Origin of the sequence: Acinetobacter sp. AYS6, assembly GCF_025630795.1 — a bacterium.
Lineage (GTDB): Bacteria > Pseudomonadota > Gammaproteobacteria > Pseudomonadales > Moraxellaceae > Acinetobacter.
Map to the genome: position 1 here is coordinate 98,051 of NZ_JAOTNV010000007.1, position 21,710 is coordinate 119,760.

20 protein-coding genes are annotated in these 21,710 nt (G+C 37.8%); 8 read left to right on the forward strand and 12 right to left on the reverse strand.

The window, feature by feature from the left end:
* The first annotated feature begins 50 nt into the window (after positions 1-50).
* From OD757_RS11055 to OD757_RS11065, 3 genes are all read left to right on the forward strand, one after another.
* Positions 51-917 (forward strand): LysR family transcriptional regulator, encoded by an 867-nt coding sequence (locus OD757_RS11055; RefSeq protein ID WP_263031896.1) that lies wholly within the window; start codon positions 51-53, stop codon positions 915-917.
* A 148-nt stretch (positions 918-1,065) separates the two neighbouring features.
* Positions 1,066-1,485 (forward strand): hypothetical protein, encoded by a 420-nt coding sequence (locus OD757_RS11060; RefSeq protein ID WP_263031897.1) that lies wholly within the window; start codon positions 1,066-1,068, stop codon positions 1,483-1,485.
* A gap of 97 nt (positions 1,486-1,582) precedes the next feature.
* Positions 1,583-2,014 (forward strand): hypothetical protein, encoded by a 432-nt coding sequence (locus OD757_RS11065; RefSeq protein WP_263031898.1) that lies wholly within the window; start codon positions 1,583-1,585, stop codon positions 2,012-2,014.
* A 103-nt stretch (positions 2,015-2,117) separates the two neighbouring features.
* Here the strand turns inward: OD757_RS11065 and OD757_RS11070 are convergent, their stop codons facing one another.
* Positions 2,118-3,473 (reverse strand): S8 family peptidase, encoded by a 1,356-nt coding sequence (locus tag OD757_RS11070; protein WP_263031899.1) that lies wholly within the window; start codon positions 3,471-3,473, stop codon positions 2,118-2,120.
* 35 nt (positions 3,474-3,508) lie between these two features.
* A complete protein-coding gene (locus OD757_RS11075) occupies positions 3,509-3,817 on the reverse strand; it encodes a hypothetical protein (RefSeq protein ID WP_263031900.1) in 309 nt (102 codons plus the stop codon).
* 596 nt (positions 3,818-4,413) lie between these two features.
* Between OD757_RS11075 and OD757_RS11080 the strand changes: the two genes are divergently transcribed.
* Positions 4,414-5,247: a hypothetical protein gene (locus OD757_RS11080; protein WP_263031901.1), complete on the forward strand. Its 834-nt coding sequence runs from the start codon at positions 4,414-4,416 to the stop codon at positions 5,245-5,247.
* Between the two features lie 60 nt (positions 5,248-5,307).
* Here OD757_RS11080 and astE read toward each other — a convergent pair whose 3' ends face one another.
* From astE to OD757_RS11120, 8 genes are all read right to left on the reverse strand, one after another.
* A complete protein-coding gene (gene astE, locus OD757_RS11085; RefSeq protein WP_263031902.1) occupies positions 5,308-6,282 on the reverse strand; it encodes a succinylglutamate desuccinylase in 975 nt (324 codons plus the stop codon).
* Between the two features lie 12 nt (positions 6,283-6,294).
* Positions 6,295-7,638, reverse strand: coding sequence for an N-succinylarginine dihydrolase (astB, locus tag OD757_RS11090; RefSeq protein WP_263031903.1), 1,344 nt, complete (start codon positions 7,636-7,638; stop codon positions 6,295-6,297).
* Between the two features lie 17 nt (positions 7,639-7,655).
* Positions 7,656-9,125 (reverse strand): succinylglutamate-semialdehyde dehydrogenase, encoded by a 1,470-nt coding sequence (gene astD, locus OD757_RS11095; RefSeq protein WP_263031904.1) that lies wholly within the window; start codon positions 9,123-9,125, stop codon positions 7,656-7,658.
* A complete protein-coding gene (gene astA, locus OD757_RS11100; protein WP_009388049.1) occupies positions 9,125-10,156 on the reverse strand; it encodes an arginine N-succinyltransferase in 1,032 nt (343 codons plus the stop codon). The genes astD and astA overlap by 1 nt, the downstream gene beginning before the upstream one ends.
* Positions 10,157-10,174: 18 nt before the next feature.
* Complete coding sequence (locus tag OD757_RS11105; RefSeq protein ID WP_263031905.1) at positions 10,175-11,389, reverse strand: aspartate aminotransferase family protein; 1,215 nt, start codon at positions 11,387-11,389, stop codon at positions 10,175-10,177.
* Positions 11,390-11,524: 135 nt separating this feature from the next.
* Entirely contained in the window at positions 11,525-12,799 is a 1,275-nt protein-coding gene (locus OD757_RS11110; RefSeq protein WP_004789729.1) for a Glu/Leu/Phe/Val family dehydrogenase, read from the reverse strand.
* Positions 12,800-13,832: 1,033 nt separating this feature from the next.
* Positions 13,833-15,266: an amino acid permease gene (locus OD757_RS11115; RefSeq protein ID WP_263031906.1), complete on the reverse strand. Its 1,434-nt coding sequence runs from the start codon at positions 15,264-15,266 to the stop codon at positions 13,833-13,835.
* Positions 15,267-15,679: 413 nt separating this feature from the next.
* Positions 15,680-16,957 carry a hypothetical protein gene (locus tag OD757_RS11120; RefSeq protein ID WP_263031907.1) on the reverse strand — a complete coding sequence of 426 codons (1,278 nt, stop codon included), beginning with the start codon at positions 16,955-16,957 and terminating at the stop codon, positions 15,680-15,682.
* Between the two features lie 127 nt (positions 16,958-17,084).
* Here OD757_RS11120 and OD757_RS11125 point away from each other — a divergent pair, with 127 nt between their 5' ends.
* Together OD757_RS11125 and OD757_RS11130 are read left to right on the forward strand one after the other, a co-directional pair.
* On the forward strand, positions 17,085-17,873 hold the full coding sequence (locus OD757_RS11125; protein WP_263031908.1) for a class I SAM-dependent methyltransferase: 789 nt from the start codon (positions 17,085-17,087) through the stop codon (positions 17,871-17,873).
* A gap of 26 nt (positions 17,874-17,899) precedes the next feature.
* Positions 17,900-18,433 carry a hypothetical protein gene (locus OD757_RS11130; RefSeq protein ID WP_263031909.1) on the forward strand — a complete coding sequence of 178 codons (534 nt, stop codon included), beginning with the start codon at positions 17,900-17,902 and terminating at the stop codon, positions 18,431-18,433.
* 51 nt (positions 18,434-18,484) lie between these two features.
* On the opposite strand, the gene OD757_RS11135 is transcribed toward OD757_RS11130, so the two are convergent.
* The gene (locus OD757_RS11135; RefSeq protein ID WP_263031910.1) at positions 18,485-19,048 is read right to left on the reverse strand and encodes a hypothetical protein; all 564 of its coding nucleotides are present in this window, start codon (positions 19,046-19,048) and stop codon (positions 18,485-18,487) included.
* 137 nt (positions 19,049-19,185) lie between these two features.
* Positions 19,186-19,653 (reverse strand): Holliday junction resolvase-like protein, encoded by a 468-nt coding sequence (locus tag OD757_RS11140; protein WP_263031911.1) that lies wholly within the window; start codon positions 19,651-19,653, stop codon positions 19,186-19,188.
* A gap of 158 nt (positions 19,654-19,811) precedes the next feature.
* On the opposite strand from OD757_RS11140, the gene OD757_RS11145 reads away from it, so the two are divergent.
* Positions 19,812-20,456, forward strand: a complete 645-nt coding sequence (locus OD757_RS11145; RefSeq protein WP_263031912.1) for a ParA family protein — start codon at positions 19,812-19,814, stop codon at positions 20,454-20,456.
* A 123-nt stretch (positions 20,457-20,579) separates the two neighbouring features.
* On the forward strand, positions 20,580-21,698 hold the full coding sequence (locus tag OD757_RS11150; RefSeq protein WP_263031913.1) for an AI-2E family transporter: 1,119 nt from the start codon (positions 20,580-20,582) through the stop codon (positions 21,696-21,698).
* The last annotated feature ends 12 nt before the right edge of the window (positions 21,699-21,710 follow it).

Here is a 21,710-nt window from a genome sequence, read left to right on the forward strand (position 1 = left end):
AAAATTAACTTATATTGAGTCAAATATTCATTAAAAGTGAATGATAAAACATGGATATCGCACAGTTAAAAATGTTTCAGACAGTGGTTGAATGCGGAACAATGGCCAGGGCATCACTGCAACTACATTGCGTACCATCCAACGTTACGACACGTATTAAGCAACTTGAAGAAGAACTGGGTTCACCTTTGTTTTATCGTGAAGGGAAAATTTTAAAACTCACTTCATCCGGTGAGATCTTTCTTAATTATTGTCATAAAATTTTAGCGCTGTGTGATGAAGCAAAACGTAGTATTCACCCTGATGCTCCCCCCTCTGGTCCATTAAAAATTGGGGCTATTGAATCTTCTGCCACAACTCGTTTGCCTAATTTACTTGCGAAATATCATCAACGTTTTCCCGAGGTTTCCATTCAAATTATTACAGGCACATGGAAACAGCTATTAGTCGATATTTCTCAGCACAAACTTGATGGTGCAATTGTCGCGGGTAATATCGAGTTTCCTATGTTAAATAAACTGAGTATTTATCAAGAAGACATGGTCTTGATTGCATCTCATTCTTTGGGAGAAATTAATTGCCAAGAAGGCCTGATTGGTAAAGAAATTTTTATGTGGACTGAAGGTTGTCCTTACCGCGCAGCCCTCGAAGAATGGCTTAAGCTCAAAAATATCTCTCTTCCTATCACCAGCATTACTAGTTATGCAACCATTATTGGCTGTGTCAGTGCAGGTTCTGGTGTGGCTTTAGTACCTAAAAGTATTTATGAACAATATAAAAATTTAGCCCATATTCAGAGTTATAAATTTGAACACCTTGCCTTTATGCAAAATCATTTTTTCTGGCATAAAAATGTGAGTAACCATAAAGCTCGAGATATGTTTTTAGAATTGATGAAATCTGAATTTTGCTTATGAGTAATCGGGATAATTACTTTATTGCGATCAAGTGATGATTTATCGTAATCAAATCGTATGGGTTTTATCTCATTGCGGTACAAGCTTTATTTTTAACAGTAAGATCACCACTTCATCTTTTGATTCTGGTCGGGGAGATTTATCCAAAATGAAAACCATACACATTTTATGTATTGCGACCTCTATGTTGGCTTCATCAACCTTATTTGCAGAAACAACGCAACCACAACAAGTGGGTGAAACAACTTCTAAAGCACAACCTTATGGTGATAACCCAAGTTTAGGCCGTGTATTGTTATATAAAACAGGAAAAGGTATACAAAATTTAGGAGATTCTATTCAAGGAGCTTCTGAAAAAACATCAAATAAAATTAGTGAAAAATGGCAAAATACTAAAGAATTTACGGCTGAAAAAGCAGAAGTTGTTCAACAAAAAGCAGATACAGCCAAAGCTTTTACAGAAAATAAAATAGATCAGGCAAAGCAAAATATTACCAGTAGCCGAAATGGTGAAAACATTCCGATTGAGCAAGGTGAGTTAAGTAAATCAAGCACAACAACGAACTAATTTTTTGGATAGCGCGAGAACTTCGCGCTTTAATACAAACACTGATACTCATCTACAAATAATGTTCATTAACTATAAAGAGCTAGGAATCTGCCTTATGAATAGTCAAAAACTTCTCTTTTCAACACTATGCTGCTTGGCATTAACTGCATGTGCAACATCAGCACCTCTGTCTGCTTATTCTCAGGCACAAGTTCTAGAGCAAGATACGAATATTGAAGCTTATCCATCAACTACAGGTAATGTAGCCAAACTCATTAAACAAGATAAGCAAGCTTGTATGGTTGAATTTACAGGATATTTAGGCGGCGGACACGTTACTGAACATTGGGTATTTAATGATAAAGGTCTAATTTCAGCCACATCATTCACCCAACAATATCCTGATGAGTCTGGCATATTAAATCAGGCAACTAACTCTACAACCAAAAGCTCGACCACTTTTAATATTCAAGATCCAGAAATTCAAAATAATTTCAAAAAACTCCAAAGCAACTTTAATCCAGCTAATTTAGCAAAGTGTCATTAATACTTATCCATAAAAAAACCCGTTGCAGAAGCTATCTTTTGCAACGGGCTATAGCTATTTTAAAATTTCTTGGACCAAATTTAAAAAATTATAAATAAGCTATTTAGTTAGCGATCAAACCATTGGTTGCTGCCAGTAAATCAATACGCGGGAAAACCAAGCCCGTTCTTGAGTCCGTAATTGGTTTACCTGTCGTTTTTAAACGGCTAATGGTTTGATCTATACTTTCAGTCGGAGTCACACTATTCGCTCGTAATAAAGCAATCGCGCCAGCCACATGCGGTGTCGCTTGAGATGTACCTCCCATGGTGTAACCACCCGCAGTAATCATTGCTCCCGGTGCCAATAAAGTCACAAGGCTACCACCATTACTAAAGCAAGCTACCTTGTCTGCTGCGGTTGTCGGGTCAGAACATTTCACCGGATTACCCCATGACACGCCGCCAATATTACTGTCATAAACAGCGCCGACTCTTACAGCACCAGCAACACAGGCAGGTGATGAAATCCCATCTGAAAATGCATCATTACCTGAAGCGACTACTGGAACCACACCCGCAGCTCTGGCATTGGCAAAGGCGGTTGCATAACTGCTATTACTACACTCTGAAGTGTATTTAACACCTGGCACGCCAAGGCTTAAATTAACCGCTTTGATGTTATAAGTCTGAGCATTATTCACAGTCCAATTTAAAGCCGCCAGAATATCACTATCATAGGCAGTACTCCCCCACTGACCATTCACCCGAACACGTCGAAAGGTATCAATACCAATAATTTTAGTCTTAGATGCAACTTTAGACACAATGCCTGAAACATTACTACCATGCCCATCATCATCTAAAGTGCCATCATCTGGTGCACTATCAAATGAGTAAACCACCCGACATGTGTTTGAGGGTGTGTTTATTGCCGTACAACCAAAATCAGAGTGGAGGTAATTCACCCCTGTATCAATCACTGCCACACTAGAACCTTCACCCGTAAAACCATTGGTATTTGCTTGTGGTTGATTGATTAAAGGTAAACTTTCATTGGTCGTGGTTTGATTAATACGATTTGGATAAACCGCTTTAACATTCGGATCATTTAATAAAGAGACCAAAGCTTCGCGGTTACTAATCCGATAAAAAGCTAAAGGTAAATTATTGTAGTCTCGCAGTACTTGCACACCGCCTGCCCGATTAAACCTTGCCTGTATATTCTTTTTATTTGTTGCAATATAACTCCGCCGTTCTAAACCGGAAGGTGCACTCGCCGAAGGAATGTTGTATTCAACAATTAAATCATTCGAATCATTCGTTACCAAGGCATCTAGATTGATTTTACCTTGAAATACTTTTTGTTTTGCTGCCTGATTTAACCGCTGTTTAGCACCATTAGAATCTAAAGGAAGAGCTGATGCAGTGGTACTTAATATCGTACATAGACCTAATAGAAATAACGTTTTACTTTGCATTATTTTTCTCCGTAGTTTTTCAACTAACAATTTGCTTATTTCGCTTTTATTTCATTTGCTGGATCTTTTTCTGGATCAATCGGTTGAATAGAAAGATCACTTTTTGTGTCATAAAAAGGAACGGTATCAACTGATACCGATTGAAGATGAGTTGAATGCTGAGATAAATTTTTAGGTTGAGTAGGCTCCTTAAGTTTAGAAAGAAAAGACGATGTGTTTAGTTGCGGCGAATTCGACTCATGTAAAGCAGAATTGAACACATCAGATGCACCACTTGTGGGCTTAAAATAGATAACAACGGCGACTAAGCCGACCAGTACAAGAAAGGAAGCAATAATTTTCATCTTTAAAGATCTCTGTTTTTTTGTTTATAGATATCTATTTTTATTTTTGATTATTTGAAATAAAGCGGTATTTCTTAATATCCATTTCATGTGAAAAGTCTATTTAATGAAATACATAACCACTAAAAAAAAGTTAAAATAACTTTATCCCGAATAAGCAAAAATATTGTTCTGCCCTATACATTTATATTTCTGGCAGAAGATGGTTCAAAAAAGTGCTAGAAAAACACCCTATTCTCATAATAAGCAATTAGCATGCCGCTTCCTCTAATAAATAATGAGATTTACATCACATTTAAAGATATAGAGGAAAAAGTAGAGAAATTGAGATAGAAAAAATTAAAGGATGATTTTTAAGAAGTAAAAGATAAACGTGGGATATACTTAATTAGAATATCTAATAAATAAATGTTCTTTTTCACTTTATTATTAATTTTTATTAATCTCCACAATTTATCCCTAATGTGTTTACTCAACGTAACACTGTTGTAACATTTTGATGAAGTCAGTTCACAAGCCCATATCACCTTGGCTATGATTCGTTTGCGTTTATGAAATACCTCACTAAAAGGGTATATTCTTTGAAGGATATCGCAATGAAAATGATGAAAACAGCTATCGTTACTGCAAGTGTTCTTGCTTCTGCCTCTATTTTTGCACAAAGTGCGGGCGTTAATGCAGGTGCTTCTGCTCAAGTAAATGTACAACCGGGTGGTCTTGTGAGTGGCGTAGCCAATACAGTCAAAAATACTGCACACACTGTAGGGAACACAGCAAAACACGCAGGTCATGTAGCTGCTGACACTACGGTTAAAGCAACTAAAAAAACAACAGGAAAAGTGACTGAACTTTCTTCTAAAGCTGCAAATGGTACAAAACACTTAGCTACTGAAGCTGCGACCGGTACTAAAAACTTTGCGACCGAAGCTGCAACAGGTACTAAAAATGTAGCAACTAAAGCTGCAAATGGTACTAAGCATTTTGCTACCGAAGCAGTAACAGGTACTAAAGATGTAGCAACAAAAGCTGTAAACGGTACTAAAAATCTAGCAGTTGAAGCTAAAGCTGATACTAAAGCACGTGTTGATGCTGTAAAAACTAAAGTTGCTGAAAAACAAGCAGACCAAAAAGAATTTACTGCTGAAAAACAAGCTAATGCGCAAGCGCATGTAGATGCAGTAAAAACTCGTATAGCTCAAAACCAAGCTGAGCAAAAAGAATTTGTAGCTGACACTAAAGCTGATGCTCAAGCGCAGTTAAATACTGCTCAACCAGCACATGCAATTAATGCACAAACAGGCGTGAATGTTGGTGTTAACGTTGGTCCTGTTGGAGTTAACACAAACGCAAATGTAAATACTGGTGCTCAAACTTCTACACAAAAAGCTGAAAAGAAATCTTGGGTTAAAGGTCTTTTCGGTACTAACTAATACGTGATGCATAAAAAAGGGCGATTAATCGCCCTTTTTTATTTATTTGAAATCAGCTATTCAGCTCGTTTTAGTTAAAACTAAACCTGCACGTAAACCAATTTTTACATTAGGGTTCGGAAATAAAATCCAGACCTGACCTTGCCCTACAACATAATTACCAGAGGCTTGTGTCGCAATGATCTCATCTTTCGTAAAAGTCGAAAAATTCGGAGCTTCAGCAGATAAGTTCATCTGAAAATCTTCATCTTTTTTAATTAAAGAGTCCGATACTTTAAACACCTGAATTTTCGCTTTCTTGCGTGTTGGCAGTGCTTGCCCAGAAACCACATGACGAATGACTTCATCAATTGCTGCAAACTGGCTTAAGTCATTTTGTCCAAATGGCAAGGCTTTGCCTAATTCTAAGGTTGCACTCGCAGCTTTAAAATTTTCACTGGTAAAATGTGTAAAGGTTTTACCGACCGCATTGTGATAAACCAAAGCATCTAAATCAGCCGCTTCAAGGCTCGCTGTCAAATCAGCATCATAGGCATGCGTTTGGTAAGGAAACAAAGCAAAAGTTGGTAATAATGAAGCCCGAATTGCTGTGTGCAAATCATAGTGATAACGTTTTGCTTCGCTCGAACTTTCTCGAAAGAAAGTTGTGACAACCTGCTCTAAAACCTCAGCTCGCTTTGATTCCTCAGTTAGGGGTAGATTTTTATATCCACCACAAAACATTCGGTTTACATCATCATGCACATAGCGTTTGCCTTGACGCATTGCATATGGATTACCTAATACAAGCAACAACCTCACAGCAAGGTTTAAACGCCCCGCAAATAAGTCCGTGCAAAGATGAGACAACAATTCAATTGGTGCTGTTTCATTACCATGTACTCCAGCTGACAGTACGACGGCTTTGTCGTACTGTGCATTTGGCGTACATTCAAGAAGTCCTTCACCTAACCAACGCCAAGAAAAATTATCTTGTTTTCCTTCACGTGTTGCTGGCTGCTCACCTTGTAAGGTTAATGCTAGAAAATCTTGCATGTCACCTCCTCATTATTTTTGGAAAGGATAAACCGAACCTAAACCTAAAATTTTGGTCAGTTCATCGAGTGCCATACGGCTTTCCATCAATAAATGTGGATCAGCCAAATCTTCTTGTGCTAAACGATCACGATAGTGTTTATCTACCCATTGATTGAGTGTGCCAAACAATTGATCGTTCATGAGAACTTTTGGATTTACAGCATTTAACTCAGTTTCGTTTAAAGCTACGCGTAAACGTAAACACGCCGGACCACCACCATTACGCATACTTTCACGTAAGTCATATACCTGAATAGCATCAATTGGTGTACCCATCTGAACCATATCGTTCAAATAACCCCAAACTGCCTTATTCTGGCGAGACTCTTCTGGCACAACAATGGTCATTCCACCATCTGGACGAGTTAAAATCTGGCTATTAAATAAATAAGTTGCTACGGCATCATCAACAGTAACGCGGTTTTCAGGAACTTCAATCGAGATAAAGTCTTCACCGATGCTTGCCATTTTCTGACGAATTTCAGCAAAAGCTTGATCTTGATTTAAGAATGCATGTTGATGATGGAATAAAACCTGTTGGTTACTTACCGCGATAACATCATTATGAAATACACCCTGATCAATTACATCCGGATTTTGTTGAACAAAAACTGTATATGCGTCATCTAAACGGTGCAAACGTGCAATTGCTTCACTTGCCTCACGCGTTTGACGAGCCGGATAGCGTTTTGGTCCCGGTAAGCCATTATTTAAATGTTGTTGGCCATAAACAAAAACTTGAACACCGCGCTTAGCATAATCACCACCTAAACGATTGTGATTCGCTGCGCCTTCATCACCAAACAAAGCCACTTGTGGCAATGCTTCGTGGTGTACAAAATGACGTTCATTTTTAAAAATCGCTTGAAGGACCTGACTTGTAGTTTCAGCTTCAATTGAACGGTGAAACTTATTATTCAAGTTCGCTGCGGTAAAATGCACGCGTTCATCTTGGCTATCTGCCGAAGGTGAAACTGTTGCTGCATTTGCGGTCCACATTGGCGAAGCTGAACTTAGCGATGATAATAGTTCAGGTGAATGACGCATTGCTTGAGCAACTACGCTGATGTCATCTCCTGTAAAACCTAAACGGCGTAACATTGGAACATGTGGGCGCTCATGCGGAACAAGCACACCTTGTTTCATGCCCATGTCAGCCAAGGCTTTCATCTTTAGCAAACCCTGTTTGGCTGCTAATTTTGGATTCGAGGCGTTATTACGATTTTTTGTCGATGCTTCATTCCCAAACGACAAACCCGCATAGTGATGTGTTGGCCCCACTAAACCATCGAAATTTACTTCATATCCTTTCATTTTTCTTTCCCTAGTGTTTAAGGCAACACAATCCCTGGAGATAATTTTTCTGGTAAGGTTAAGCTGTCACTTTCAAGTGAAGCCATTGGCCAAGCACAATAATCAGCTGCATAAAAGGCACTTGCGCGGTGGTTACCAGATGCCCCTACACCACCAAATGGTGCAGCACTTGAAGCACCTGTTAATGGCTTATTCCAGTTCACAATACCAGCACGCGCTTCAATAAGTACTTGATCAAATAGTTCACGTTTTGGTGAAACTAGACCAACAGACAAGCCAAAGCGAGTTGCATTCGCAATTTTTAATGCTTCATCAAAGTTGTCATAACGTTGAATCGTCGTAAGCGGACCAAAATATTCTTCATCTGGAATATCTGTGACGCCTGTTACATCAACAATGCCTGGAGTAAGTAACGAACTATCTTCTTGCGGACGTGTCATTGGCAACAAGCTTTTTGCACCAAGCTCAAGTAATTTTTGCTGAGCAAGCATCATATTTGATGCAGCAACTGACGAGATAACGCCACCCATAAATGGTTGTTGTTCATCGTTCCAACGACCAACTTTTAGGTTTTTAGCAACTTCAACGAAACGTTGAATAAATGCATCACCTTCTGCACCATTTTTTACCAAGATACGGCGTGCACATGTACAACGCTGACCTGCCGAAACAAAAGCAGATTGAATAGTGAGATTAACCACAGCATCAATATCGATAATTTCATCAATAATCAATGCATTATTGCCGCCCATTTCAAGCGCAAGGATTTTCTCAGGCGCGCCCGCCATTTGCTTATGCAAGTGATAACCAGTGTTCGCACTTCCGGTAAACAATAAACCATCAATTTCATGTGAGGCAGCTAGCGCTTCACCAGTGGTACGACCACCTTGCACTAAATTCATCACACCATTTGGTAAACCAGCTTGCTGCCAAAGTTTTACAGTTTCTTCAGCAGTCCAAGGTGTTAATTCACTTGGTTTAAATACCACAGTATTGCCTGCTAATAATGCAGGAACAATATGTCCATTTGGTAAATGGCCCGGGAAGTTATATGGACCGAAAACTGCAAGCACACCATGCGGACGATGACGTAAAGATGCTACACCATCAGCCATTTCAGTTGAGCTTTCGCCTGTACGCTGGTGGTAAGCACGAATCGAAATCGCAACTTTGCCAATCATTGATTGAACTTCAGTTAATGTTTCCCAAAATGGCTTACTGGTTTCTTGGCTAATGACTTCTGCTAAATGCTTTTTATTTTCTTCAAGCAAAGCTGCAAATTTTTCAATAATCGCTACACGCTCTGCAAAAGGTAAACGTGCCCATGCTGGAAATGCAGTACGCGCAGCTTGGCAAGCTTGCTCTACATCAGCCGCAGTTGCCTCAGCACCGGACCATACAATTTGGTTATCGACCGGATTTGTTTTTTCAAATGTTGTGCCGCTGCCTTGTAACCAGACACCGTTTATAAATAAAGAGTTTGACATCAGGATACTTCCATTGGATTTAGTGATAACACACGAACAACGTGACCTTCTTGTACACCGAGTTTTTCAGCTTGTTCGTGGGTTAAATTTATAGTGTTATCAACAAGATCAAGCTTCATCAACATTGCCTTATAGTCATGATAGTTATCATTGGCAACGAGATACTGAGTCTTACCGACCACAGCTTCGCTTGTAATTTTGACGTTTAAAAACTGACTTTCTTTTACTGCGCGCAATTCATCAATATTGGCTTCAATCGTTGGACCCGCATCAAAAATATCGACATATCCTTGATAACGTAAGCCTTCCGACTCAAGCACATGATAAGCAGGCAACGTTTGTGGATGCATTTTTCCAATCACCTCTTGCGCATCTTTTGGCAAGAGATCTACATAGACTGGAAAACGAGGCATAAGCTCTGCAATAAATACTTTTTGCCCAATTCCACTCAAATAGTCTGCTGTTGAAAAATCCATATTAAAGAAATGGTGACCAATCGCATCCCAAAATGGAGAACATCCATTTTCGTCTGAGAAACCACGCATTTCAGCAATTAACTTTTTCTCGAAATATTGCTTAAAGGCAGCGATAAACATAAAACGGATTTTCGATAAGAACTTACCGTTTTGGTTTTCACGACGTTCTGGATCTAAAAATAATGTACAGAGTTCGCTACTCCCCGTTCTGTCATTACTTAAAAATAAGGTAGGTAGTGACTTATAAACGTTTAATGCTTTTGAAGCGTGTACTTGAGTACCAACGTGAAAGTTGTACCAAGGTTCAATGAGCCCTACAGCAACTTCAATTGCGCTTAAACCAATAACACGTTGAGCTTCTGTATCTTCGAGAACAAACAGATAGCCTTGTTCACTTTTATGGACATTGCCATTTAAAGTATTGCGAGTACGTGAAATTCGAGCCGAAAGTGTATCCATATTTTGTGGCAAGGAAGTCAGGCCTACACCCGACTTACCCGCTAATTTATAAATATCTTCAAGGTCTCGAAACTCGGCATGACGGACGATCATCATGGCTAGCTTTCCTTTTTTTTATTTAGCCAACTTTGCTAATGCTCTTTTTAAACGAGCAATCCCTTCATCAATATCTTGTTCAGGAATGATAAGCGACGGAGTAAAACGAACCACATTCGGACCTGCAATTAAAGCAAGTAAACCTTCTTCACCCGCCCAAGTCGTAATATCTTTAGCTTTCCCTGCATACTCAGCTTTTAATTCACAGCCAATCAATAAACCTTGACCACGAATTTCTTCAAAAATCTGATGTTCAGCGTTTAATGCATTTAGTGCATCGAGGAAATATTGATGACGATGCTTCACACCTTCGAGTACTTCAGGCGTATTAATAAACTCAAATACTGCACCAGCAACTGCACTTGCCAATGGATTACCACCATAAGTCGTACCATGTGTACCCACTGAAAAATGTGGAGCAAATTTATCAGTTGTTAACATTGCACCCACTGGGAAACCGCCGCCCAATGCTTTTGCAGTGGTTAATACGTCTGGAATCACACCAGAGTTCATGTAGGCATAAAGTGCACCTGTACGACCTACACCAGTTTGCACTTCATCAAAAATAAGTAAGGCGCCAAACTCATCACACAGTGCACGTAAACCTTTTAAAAATTCGAGATCAGCAGGAATAACGCCGCCTTCACCTTGGATCGGCTCAACAATAACGGCACATGTTTGCTCATTAATTACTGCTTTGGCAGCTTCTAAATCGTTAAAAGCAACGTGGTTAATGCCATTTGGAAGTGGCGCAAAGTCTTGTGAATATTTAGGTTGACCACCCGCTGAAACAGTAAATAAAGTACGGCCATGGAAAGCATTATTAAATGCCACAATGCCACTTTTGCCAGCAACGCCGCTGTCTAGACCAACTTTACGAGCCAGTTTTAAAGCAGCTTCGTTCGCTTCAGCACCTGAGTTACAGAAGAACACTTTATCTGCAAATGTATTTTCGGTGAGTTGTTTTGCAAGGCGTAGAACGGGTTCATTTGTATAACCGTTACCGACATGCCAAAGTTTTGTTGCTTGTTCTGTTAAAGCATTTACTGCCACTGGATGCGCATGACCTAATACATTTACTGCAATCCCGCCTGCAAAATCAATATATTCTTTATTTTCTTGATCCCAAATACGTGAACCTTCGCCACGTACCGGAATGAAATTTGCCGGTGCAAAAACTGGAACCATCCAGTCGTTAAAGTTGCTTCGAGTTACAGAAATTGGCTGTTCCATGCTTACCTCAGTATTTATTTAATATATTCGATAACACTTAAATTTGAATCATTCAGAAAAAGGGGCTGAACAAATAACCCTATAACATCCTTAATATTTGCTCAGACCACTTTTCCTAAAAGTAATTTCCGCAGATTAGCCTGGGAAAATACCACGCTCTTTACGAGCTTTTAAAATACGCTCACATGCCAAGATGTAAGCTGCTGTACGTAAAGTACAAGCGTTGCTATTCGCTGTGTTCCAAACGTCATCCATAGCTTGAACCATCAATTTGTCTAAACGCTCATTGATTTCTTCTTCAGTCCAGAAGTAGCTCGCCATGTCTTGAACCCATTCGAAGTAACTTACAGTTACACCGCCGGCGTTACATACCACGTCAGGTACTACAACAATGCCACGCTCAACGAGTACGTCTTCAGCTTTAGGATAAGTCGGGCCGTTTGCGCCTTCTAAAATCAACTTAGCTTTAAGTTTTTGAGCACGCTCAACAGTGATTTGACCTTCCAATGCAGCAGGAACAATAATGTCAACTTCTGCTGTCCAGAAATCTTCATCAGCAATTGATTGCGCGCCAGCGAAGCCGCCAATACCGCCTTGATTTGCATTTACGTGATCACGTAAAGCTTCAAGATCAATACCATCAGCATTGAAAATAGTGCCTGTATGGTCTTGAACGTGTGTAACTTTTGCTTTTGATTCAACAAACAAGAAAGCAGCTTCACTACCTACGTTACCAAAACCTTGAATCGCGATTTTCGCACCTTCAATTGGTAAGTTGATTTTTGCAGCTACTTCACGACCTGTAACGAATACACCACGACCAGTCGCTTTTACACGACCTAAAGAACCACCTAAGTGAACTGGTTTACCAGTTACAACACCAGTTACCGTGTAACCTTGGCTAGTAGAATAAGTATCCATCATCCAACCCATGATATTGGCATTTGTACCAACGTCTGGAGCAGGGATATCTTTTTGAGGCCCGATAATGTGACCGATTTCAGTCGTATAACGACGAGTCAAACGCTCTAATTCACGATTTGACAATTTACGCGGGTCAACACGAATACCACCTTTTGCACCGCCAAATGGCAAGTTCAAAACAGCAGTTTTAATTGTCATCCATGCAGACAACGCCATAACTTCGTTCAAATCAACATTTGGATGGTAACGAACACCGCCTTTACCAGGACCACGAGACAAGTTGTGTTGTACGCGGTAACCTTCAAAGTGCTGGATAGAACCGTCGTCCATTACAATTGGCACATCTACAATAAGTGCACGTTTTGGACGTTTTAAAGTGTCGATAAACTCAGCTAAGTGGTCTAAGTACGGAGCAACACGGTCAATTTGTGCCAAGTAAGTTTGCCATGCATCGCTGTGTTCGTTTACGTATGAAAGATCTGACATCTTTTTTCCTATATACCTTCATAGATTCAGATTTGATAAATCTGTAATCTTTATTATTTAGCAACTAAAACTCTGAAATAACAGTGCCTTAGTTTATTTACTAAATCTTTTGCTCTTCTAAAGCATCAGATTTTTTAAATTCCATTTGTTGATACTAAAAGTACGATCTACTTTTACATATCGATATCTTTTACAAGTTTTCTTTTGTCTAAATTGCTGTTTACAAAGAGAGCTTTATAAAAGCAAAAAACTAACCACAACCCACTAAAACCAGCCGGCTGAAATATAAATACAAAAGAAGTGACATAACCGTTTGGGAGTTAAAAAGAACTATGATTCACAAAAATCATGAGTCCATAAAATTATTTTTGACTAATCGATAGATCCCTCCATTAGTCTTTTTAAAAATAAACTTTGTTCAATAATCCTACAGATTAATTATTTCTACACATACTGCTTAAAATTAAGCCGCAACATAGATATAAAATCTTCCAATAAATATAGCATAGAGCACACTCATTTAGAACATTTTAAAATAAATAAGCAGAGAAAAAATAATCAAATCGAACTAGATTTTATAATAAAAAAACAACAAATATTAAAAAACCCTTAACTCTAATAAAAAAAACTTATAGGAAATAAATATTCATAAATATAAAAAATGTAAATATTTTAAATGTTATATAACAGTAAGTTAACGTGCCTAATCTTTTAAAATAACATCAAAAAATTATCTAATCTCCACAATAAATCCATATAAAGTCTATTCTACTCTTCTATTCTAAAAAACCAGAAACAGCTCTTTATTAAATAACAAGACCAAACATAGACTTAATTAAATATTTATAATAAATAAATATTAATAAAATCCGATAAAAGGTGAATTCATAAAACAACATTTGTTTCTATGATTAAAAATAAAAATTCATTTTTAAAAAAAATATATAAAATCTAACCTTTTTTAATTTTCTTTAGACCATAAAAAAGGCCCCAAATGGGACCTTTTGACTACGCCTGTGAAAGCTTACATTGCTTAGCTCTGCGCCACATTTTTCTTGTGATAGAAGATGAAATAGCTCGCATAGCATAAAATAATAAAAACAATACAACAGATAAAGCCCACTTGCATCGAAGGATCAAACACCATACTAATACAGGTAATAGCACAAAACAGACCGCCCACAATTGGAGTCAAAGGAAATAAAGGAGCGGCAAAACGTAAATCTTTTGCAGTTTTTCCAGATTTATACCACTGTCTACGGAAATTGAATTGAGAGACGCAAATTGCAATCCACACCACAACCATCGTAAAAGCAGCCACCCCCAATAAATTCTTAAAAATCGTTTCAGGTGCAAATTGCTCTGAAAGTAAACCTGGTATAGCACCCAGCATTGTGACCACAATAGCTACAATAGGTGTTCCTGAAGGTGTAAGTTTAGAAAAGATTTTTGGTAATTGGTTTTTTGCAGAAAGCGACCACATCATACGTGAAGCAGCAAACAAACCAGAATTTGCAGCAGAGAGTAAAGCCGTAATAATTACAAAGCGAATAATATCTTCGGCATATGGAATACCAATATAATTAAACACAGTCACAAATGGACTATTACTCACTTCATTACCACTCAAACCAGCAAGCTGGAATGGTAACAATGAACTAATTACAACAATTGTGCCGACAAAGAAAATCAGTAGTCGCCAAATAGCAGCATTGATTGCTTTAGGAACTGTCTGTGCTGGGTTCTCTGCTTCCCCAGCTGCCACACCAATTAATTCTGTACCCGAAAAAGCAAAATTAACAATTAGCATGGTTGTAAAAATTGGAAATAACCCGTGAGGGAACCAGCCTTGGGCAGTTAAATTACTAAACAACGGCGCAGTTTCGTGTCCGTGATAAGGAATAAAGCCAAAAATCGCCAACAAACCCAAGCCAATAAAACAAATAATCGTGATAACTTTCACAAGTGCCAACCAAAACTCTGATTCGGCAAATAATCGTGTTGAACTAATATTAATGAAAAAAACTAAGGCGCCAAAACATAATGTCCAAGCCCAAACAGACGTAGAAGGAAACCACTCACGAACCAGTAAAGCTGCGGCAGTAAACTCTGTACCTAAAGTCGCTGTCCAAGTTAACCAATAGAGCCAAGTAATCATATAACCTGTGCCTGGACCAATATAGCGACGAGCGTACTCACCGAATGATCCTGATTCTGGTACATGTACCGCAAGCTCACCAAGACATAACATTACGGTATAGGCAATTAAACCGCCTAAAAAATAAGAAATAATTGCGCCAATTGGGCCAGCTTGGGAAATTACATCACCCGACCCTAAAAAAAGACCTGTACCTATGGCACCGCCAAGGGAGATCATCACCAAATGTCGAGTACTCATTGCTCGTTTCAAAGGTGCAGAACTTCCATGTTGCGATGCATCATTATTCCGATAATTTAATGATTGCATATAAAAAACTGTAACGACAATTTAGTAAAAAATCATTTTAGGAGAAAAAAATAAATATGCAATTATCTTTGAATAGTGAACTTATTTTAAGCAACCCATTCCCGTTTAAATAAAATAAATAACAAAAACAAAATCTTATAAAAAATATTCATTATTTATGTATTTTAATTAACCTTATACCATTTCTTTAATTTATATATTAATAAAACCCATTTATTTTTAAACATAGCATTTATAAGTGCAACTGGTTGTATCAACTTTTAATAAGGCAAATGTTCATATAACCCATACACTATTTATTTAAATAATGAATTTCAAATTAATATACAAATAATTTTATGAAAAAATATTTTTTAAGCAAAAAATAAAGCCCAAACCTAAAGGCCTGAGCTTTATTTAACCACTATAAAATTTTAATAGCTGATTGAGACTAGTTGTTCAGTCGGCTGGATTGAACCTTCTATAAACTCACACACCCCTTGTTCATCACAAGATAGATTTAATTGCTTATAGCTGATTGCAAAAAAGTCGGAATATTTTTTGATTACAAATGGGCTCATGTCGGACGTTAAAGGCTCTTCACGCTTGAACAATTTAATGATTTTGCGATCATTCATCCCTAACAAATAAGTTTCATTATTTAATTCAATATGAACTACACCAGTGTGTTCAGCCACAATTGGAATTAAATAAGACTTATTTGCCAGCAGAACATCTAGAGCATAACTCTCAAACTTTGAATTGATGAGGTTGAACACCAAAATTGAGCTAAAGCTATTTTGTAACCCCTCTTTATAGCTCACCTCTTGCTGAGTGTGTTGTATCTTAATACCCAGTTTTTGAAAGTCTAACTCAGTTGCCTGCTTTGCTTTCATGAGGCTACGAGTAATAGCCTGTTTAAGAGGGTTATCAAAATAACGCTCATCAAGCTGAAAATCATTTTGGCGTAATATTTTTAACAACATGTCATCATGATGCGAAAGTACATGTGCAAGTACATTACGGAAATAAAATTTACTTTGTTTTTTGACCTTACGAACCTGTTGATAAAAATAGATTTCATCGAAGTCATGTTCAATAAAATCATGTAATAAACTTGAGCTTGCCAATACAGATAATGCTTCATGACCAGTAAATGGCAAATGAATCGTATGTAAGTTTGGCAAAAGCTCTTTTATTTTTAAATAATGTTCACGGTCAGTCGAAAAATAAGGGTCATAAACAATGATATATTCACGCCCCGCATCCACATCTTGCAGCTGAATCTGCATATCTTTGTTTGCTTCAGCATCGAAAAACTCAGCATAGCGTCGATCTTCAACTTGATCAGGATCAATTGAATATTGAGGCACAAATGCAATCACACGATTCATATTCAATAAATTAGAATATTTAATTGCTGCATAGCCGCCCATTGAACCGCCATAACCTACAATATTTTTAAAACCCTGAAGAACAGGCGAAAGTGTTTTCGCCAGCTCAATCATGCTCGCTTGAGGAAACCATGATTTTTGTTTTGGCATTATTCCAATAACATTGTATTGGTATTTAATTAGGGACTTTTCAGCATTGATAGATAAGCCACTCGCTCGGGTAATCAAATCGCCAAAAGAGAGAACCAATGTATTAGAATCGCCGGGTAAAAAAATGGCTCTAATGTGTTCGTCTTCAAAAATAATTTGCTTATCCATGCTCACACCGAAAGAAAATTTACTCCCACATACAACGTCAAAAATGAAACAAAATAGGTGTTTTGCCAATTTATGATTGCGGAGTATCTTATTTTATAGATGCCAGTCAGATTAAAAAGCGCAAAATATGACACAATCCTTACATCCTGCCGCTCAAAAAGGCTTCAGCTCAGCTGCTGAACTATATCAGCAAGTTAGACCCAATTATCCCGCAGAAATAGTAAGTTGGCTGCAAAATTGCCTACAAATACAGGAAAATTCTACTGTTATCGATCTTGGATCGGGTACTGGCAAATTCTTACCCTACTTAAAACAAACACATGCAGATGTTATTGCAGTTGAGCCAATTGGCGAGATGTTACAGCAGCTTCAACAAGTTTATCCTGATATCAAAACATTACAGGCTTTTAGCAATTCAATTCCTATAGCAGACCATGAAATTGATGCCATTATTTGTGCTCAATCTTTTCACTGGTTTGATAACCTCGATACCCTAACAGAAATGCACAGAATCTTAAAACCACAAGGACATTTAGGGTTGGTTTGGAATCAACGCGATGAGCGTACAGATTGGGTCAAAGCTTTAGCTGATTTTCTACTTCCCCTTGAAGGGGACACGCCTCGTTATCATAGTGAAAAGTGGAAACGTGTGTTTGAAGATCAGAATTTATTTGTATTTGATAGCCTCCAAACATTTATACAGTCACAACGCGGCTCTGTTGAACAAGTGGTGAGTAAACGTTTACTCTCTACAAGTTTTATTGCTGCAATGACTGAAAAAGATCAGTTACAACTCAAAGCACAGTTTGAAAAAATTGTTTATGATTTTACCGGACTGGGTCCTCAAGATCAGATTGATTTTCCATATGTCACATATGCATATCACTTTCAAAAAAGTACGTTACCCGTTAAATAATTAGTGAATAGGTTTGGTTGAAAGTTATGAAGAAAAAAACACCCCAGGTCATATTAATGTCTTTGCTTTGCTCTAGCCTATTACTTACTGCTTGTAAAAAAGCGGATGAGCCGGCAAAAACCGAGCAACACTCGGCGACATCCTCTACCGATCAGGTCTTAGAAAAACTGAATGAAAGACCTGTCAAGACGTTCCCTGCCACTGCTGATGATGCACACGATATTGCGCTTTTAGAAGACTATGACCGCCGCTTTACAGAAATGAGCGACGAGATGGAAAGTGAATTAGCAAAAATGCATGAAGCTGGAACCCTCACTACAGAGTTTGAGCAACAGCGTACTCTTGATAATGTGCGCTCTGCACTGACCATGTTAAAAGACTTAGATTTAAAAACTGAACAAGGCCGTTATATACAAGGTCTAATTTATCAATATTGGGAAAATCAAGAAAAACACTATAGTGATAAGCACGCTAATAAAGATGAGCAGATCAATGATCTGGCTGACTACTTACAAGCGCAAAATCAATTAAAATATTGGAAAGCATCGCAACAGAAGTAATTTCGAAAGACCAATAAAAAAGCCTTCAAATTTATGAAGGCTTTTTTCAAATTATATATTTTGCTTTTCAACCCAATGAATTGCCTGAACGCGGAATAATTCACATGCACCATCGCCCGTATCGGTTGGCGTAAGTGAAGATTTCCAGACTAGGTTTTTATCCTTAATCTCGACAAGGTCACCTTTAAGATAAACTAAATCACCACGTTTAACCTGTTTAATCTGCTGAGCAATTTCAGGGTTTGCAGGAATGATGTGCATGTTAGACACCATCTGCATTGCTTGCTCTGCCGGAACAGGTAATTTAGGAATTTTCCAGTTTAAATAACGGTCATACTGTTTTACTGAAATATGGCGTGCAATTTCAGGTTGTGCGAACAATCCCCAACTTACAGCATAGTCAATAGGTGAAAATTTAGCTTGCTCATCACTGTGATATATTTTTGAACCCAATATTCTGAAATTCCCCTGAAAAGGTTGCAATACAGAAATTGACTGGTCTTTTTCAACAGGGTTCAGTCCTTTGGCAATATTATATTCACTTGAGGTCGATGCAAATGCTGAACTCATGCCAATAGCAGCCAACAAGCACATCATTAAACGTTGTTTTTTCATCGCGTTATACCTCGAATATTGCTAGATCAAATTAAAAAGATCTTCAATTTATAGTAGTCTTAAGCCATGAAAAAAATATCGGAATTTAGTAACAATACAGCTTAATTTCGTCTATTTTTGTGCATTCAAATTTTTGTTTAATCTTCCAACTGAATTCTTAAAGTTTCAAAACGAACATTGCCTTGCTGAACAGCTTGCGCAATTGCTTGTTGGCCTTTAGTGAGTCTTGCACCCCCACTTTTTACATCCAGTAAAATAATATTAATGTCTTCTGCCGTACCATCCCCATCCCGAAAATCGGTATATCCGTCAAAGATAATATAATCCACCGGGTCACCCATGAATTTTGCATCGCTAGGTAAATACTGAAATTCTGGCAAAATTGGGGCGAATTGTTCTGCCATCTTTCCTTTCAACACAGCACGGCTTGTATTTACACTTCTCTTTTGTGCTTGAGTAAGAGCTTGTTGATGCTCGAATTCAAGTTCAGCAATGTATTGCTCATATTCAGCCTTAATTCGGCCATTACGGGTGTTTGATAAAATAAGAGTAGTGATAATGATGCCAATTCCAGCACCAATAAGCATGGCAAGCCATACAGACATAAATTTTCCTTAAAAAGCGCGAATCAAGATTACAGATCTAATCATATCTAAAATCACGATACAGCTTAAACTTTTGTCAAATGCGGTCATCTCCTTCACATAAAAAGATGCTAAGGTATAAAACATAAACAAATGTGCTGCTGAAAATAATTGGATTTATGAAAACGATACTTATTGCAAATCAAAAGGGCGGATGCGGAAAAACCATGACGGCCATTACGTTGGCAACAGCATTGGCACAAAAAGGATATAAAGTAGCATTAGCAGATTCGGACAATCAAAAATCGGCTTTACAGTGGTTAAAACAGCGCCCCAATAGCGTCACAAAGATTCAAAGCCTCGACTGGCGTCACGAAAAATCAATTGGTGATGCGCCTAAAAATCTGGATTATTTAATTATTGATGCGCCTGGTGCACTTTCAGGTGAGCATGCCGAGCAACTTATTAGTGAAGCTCATGCCATTATTACTCCACTTCAGCCTTCATTTTTTGATATAGACAGTACGCGTCGCTTTTTAAAGCATTTACAAGATATTAAGCGTATTCGTAAAGGCAAAGTACAGATTTTACTTCTTGCAAATCGTGTAAAACCGAACAGCGCCAGCTCAAAGGATATTCAACAATTCTTTGAAAAAATTGAACAGGAACCAGTTGCATGGATTGCTGAACGTAGTGCTTATGGTAGCTTAGCGATGCAAGGTTTAAGCGTTTTTGATAAACCTCAAAAAAACTTTATTAGTATCCAAAACCAATGGCAACCAGTTCTAAATAAATTAATTGAAGATAAAGCAGAGTGGTTCTAAATGACTTTAGCCACTTAAAAGAGATGTATAAGGTTTTTTACAATGTGCCCTTAAAATTTGCCTCATATTATTTTTCAGTTAATATGACTTTATTCTATTTAGAAAATTAGAGAAATATTTTTCGTGCATCCATACGCTCCTAATTTACAGCGCGTTTTATTATTTGGGCTGTTTTTTATTTTGATTTTTTTAGGATTTAATATCCTGAAATACTTTATTGTACCTGTACTTTGGGCTGCCATCATTGCTTATATGACTTGGCCTATTTATTTAAGAATTCAGCGTTTTTTTGGAGAAACCCGTAATACATTAAATGCAACTCTAATGATTAGTTTGGTCATTTTGGTTGTTGGTGTTCCTTTTACATGCGCTATTTTTATTTTGCAGCATGAAGGCCGCAATTTATATTTTGACTTACAACGTCAGGTTTTTTCAGGTCATTTAAGTGTTCCTGATTTTATACGAGAGCTTCCTTTTGTTGGAAAAGAGATTTCTCGCACACTCAATGAGTTAAATAACGACCCTAATAGCACCATTCAGAACATTGCAGCTTGGGTACAAAGTCATTTAAGTTATGGGCGTGTACTGCTCGGTGAAATTAGTAAAAATATTGTCAAACTTGGCTTTGCCGTATTTAGCCTATTTTTCTTTTACCGTGATGGTCAAATGATTTTATCTCAGGTGAGTAAAGCCTTAGAAATGGTTATAGGCCCTCGTATTCATCATTATCTTGATACCATTTCTGAAACGACTCGTGCTGTAGTCTATGGCGTGGGTTTAACTGCAATTGCTCAAGCTGTTTTAGCTGGATTAAGTTATTTCGTAGCAGGTGTCCCAAACCCAATGGTACTTACCATTGCTACTTTCTTATTGGCTTTAATTCCATTTGGTACACCAATTTCCTATTTAGGTGTCGGTCTATGGTTATTCTCTCAGGGACAAACTATGGAAGCAATTGGTGTAGTAGTTTGGGGTGTAGTGATTGTGAGTAGCTCAGATAATGTGATTCGACCACTTGTGATTTCTGGCGCCACAAAAATTCCATTCCTATTAATTATGTTTGGTGTGTTAGGCGGTATTGCGAGCTTCGGATTGGTAGGTTTATTTATTGGACCTGTAATTCTAGCTATTTTACTGGCAATTTGGCGTGAATGGTTACATGAAACGATCGAACCTGAACCTATGCCAAAAACAACTATGATTTATGATTCTGAAAGTGAATCTTCGAGCAATAAAGAGTGACATATTTATTTA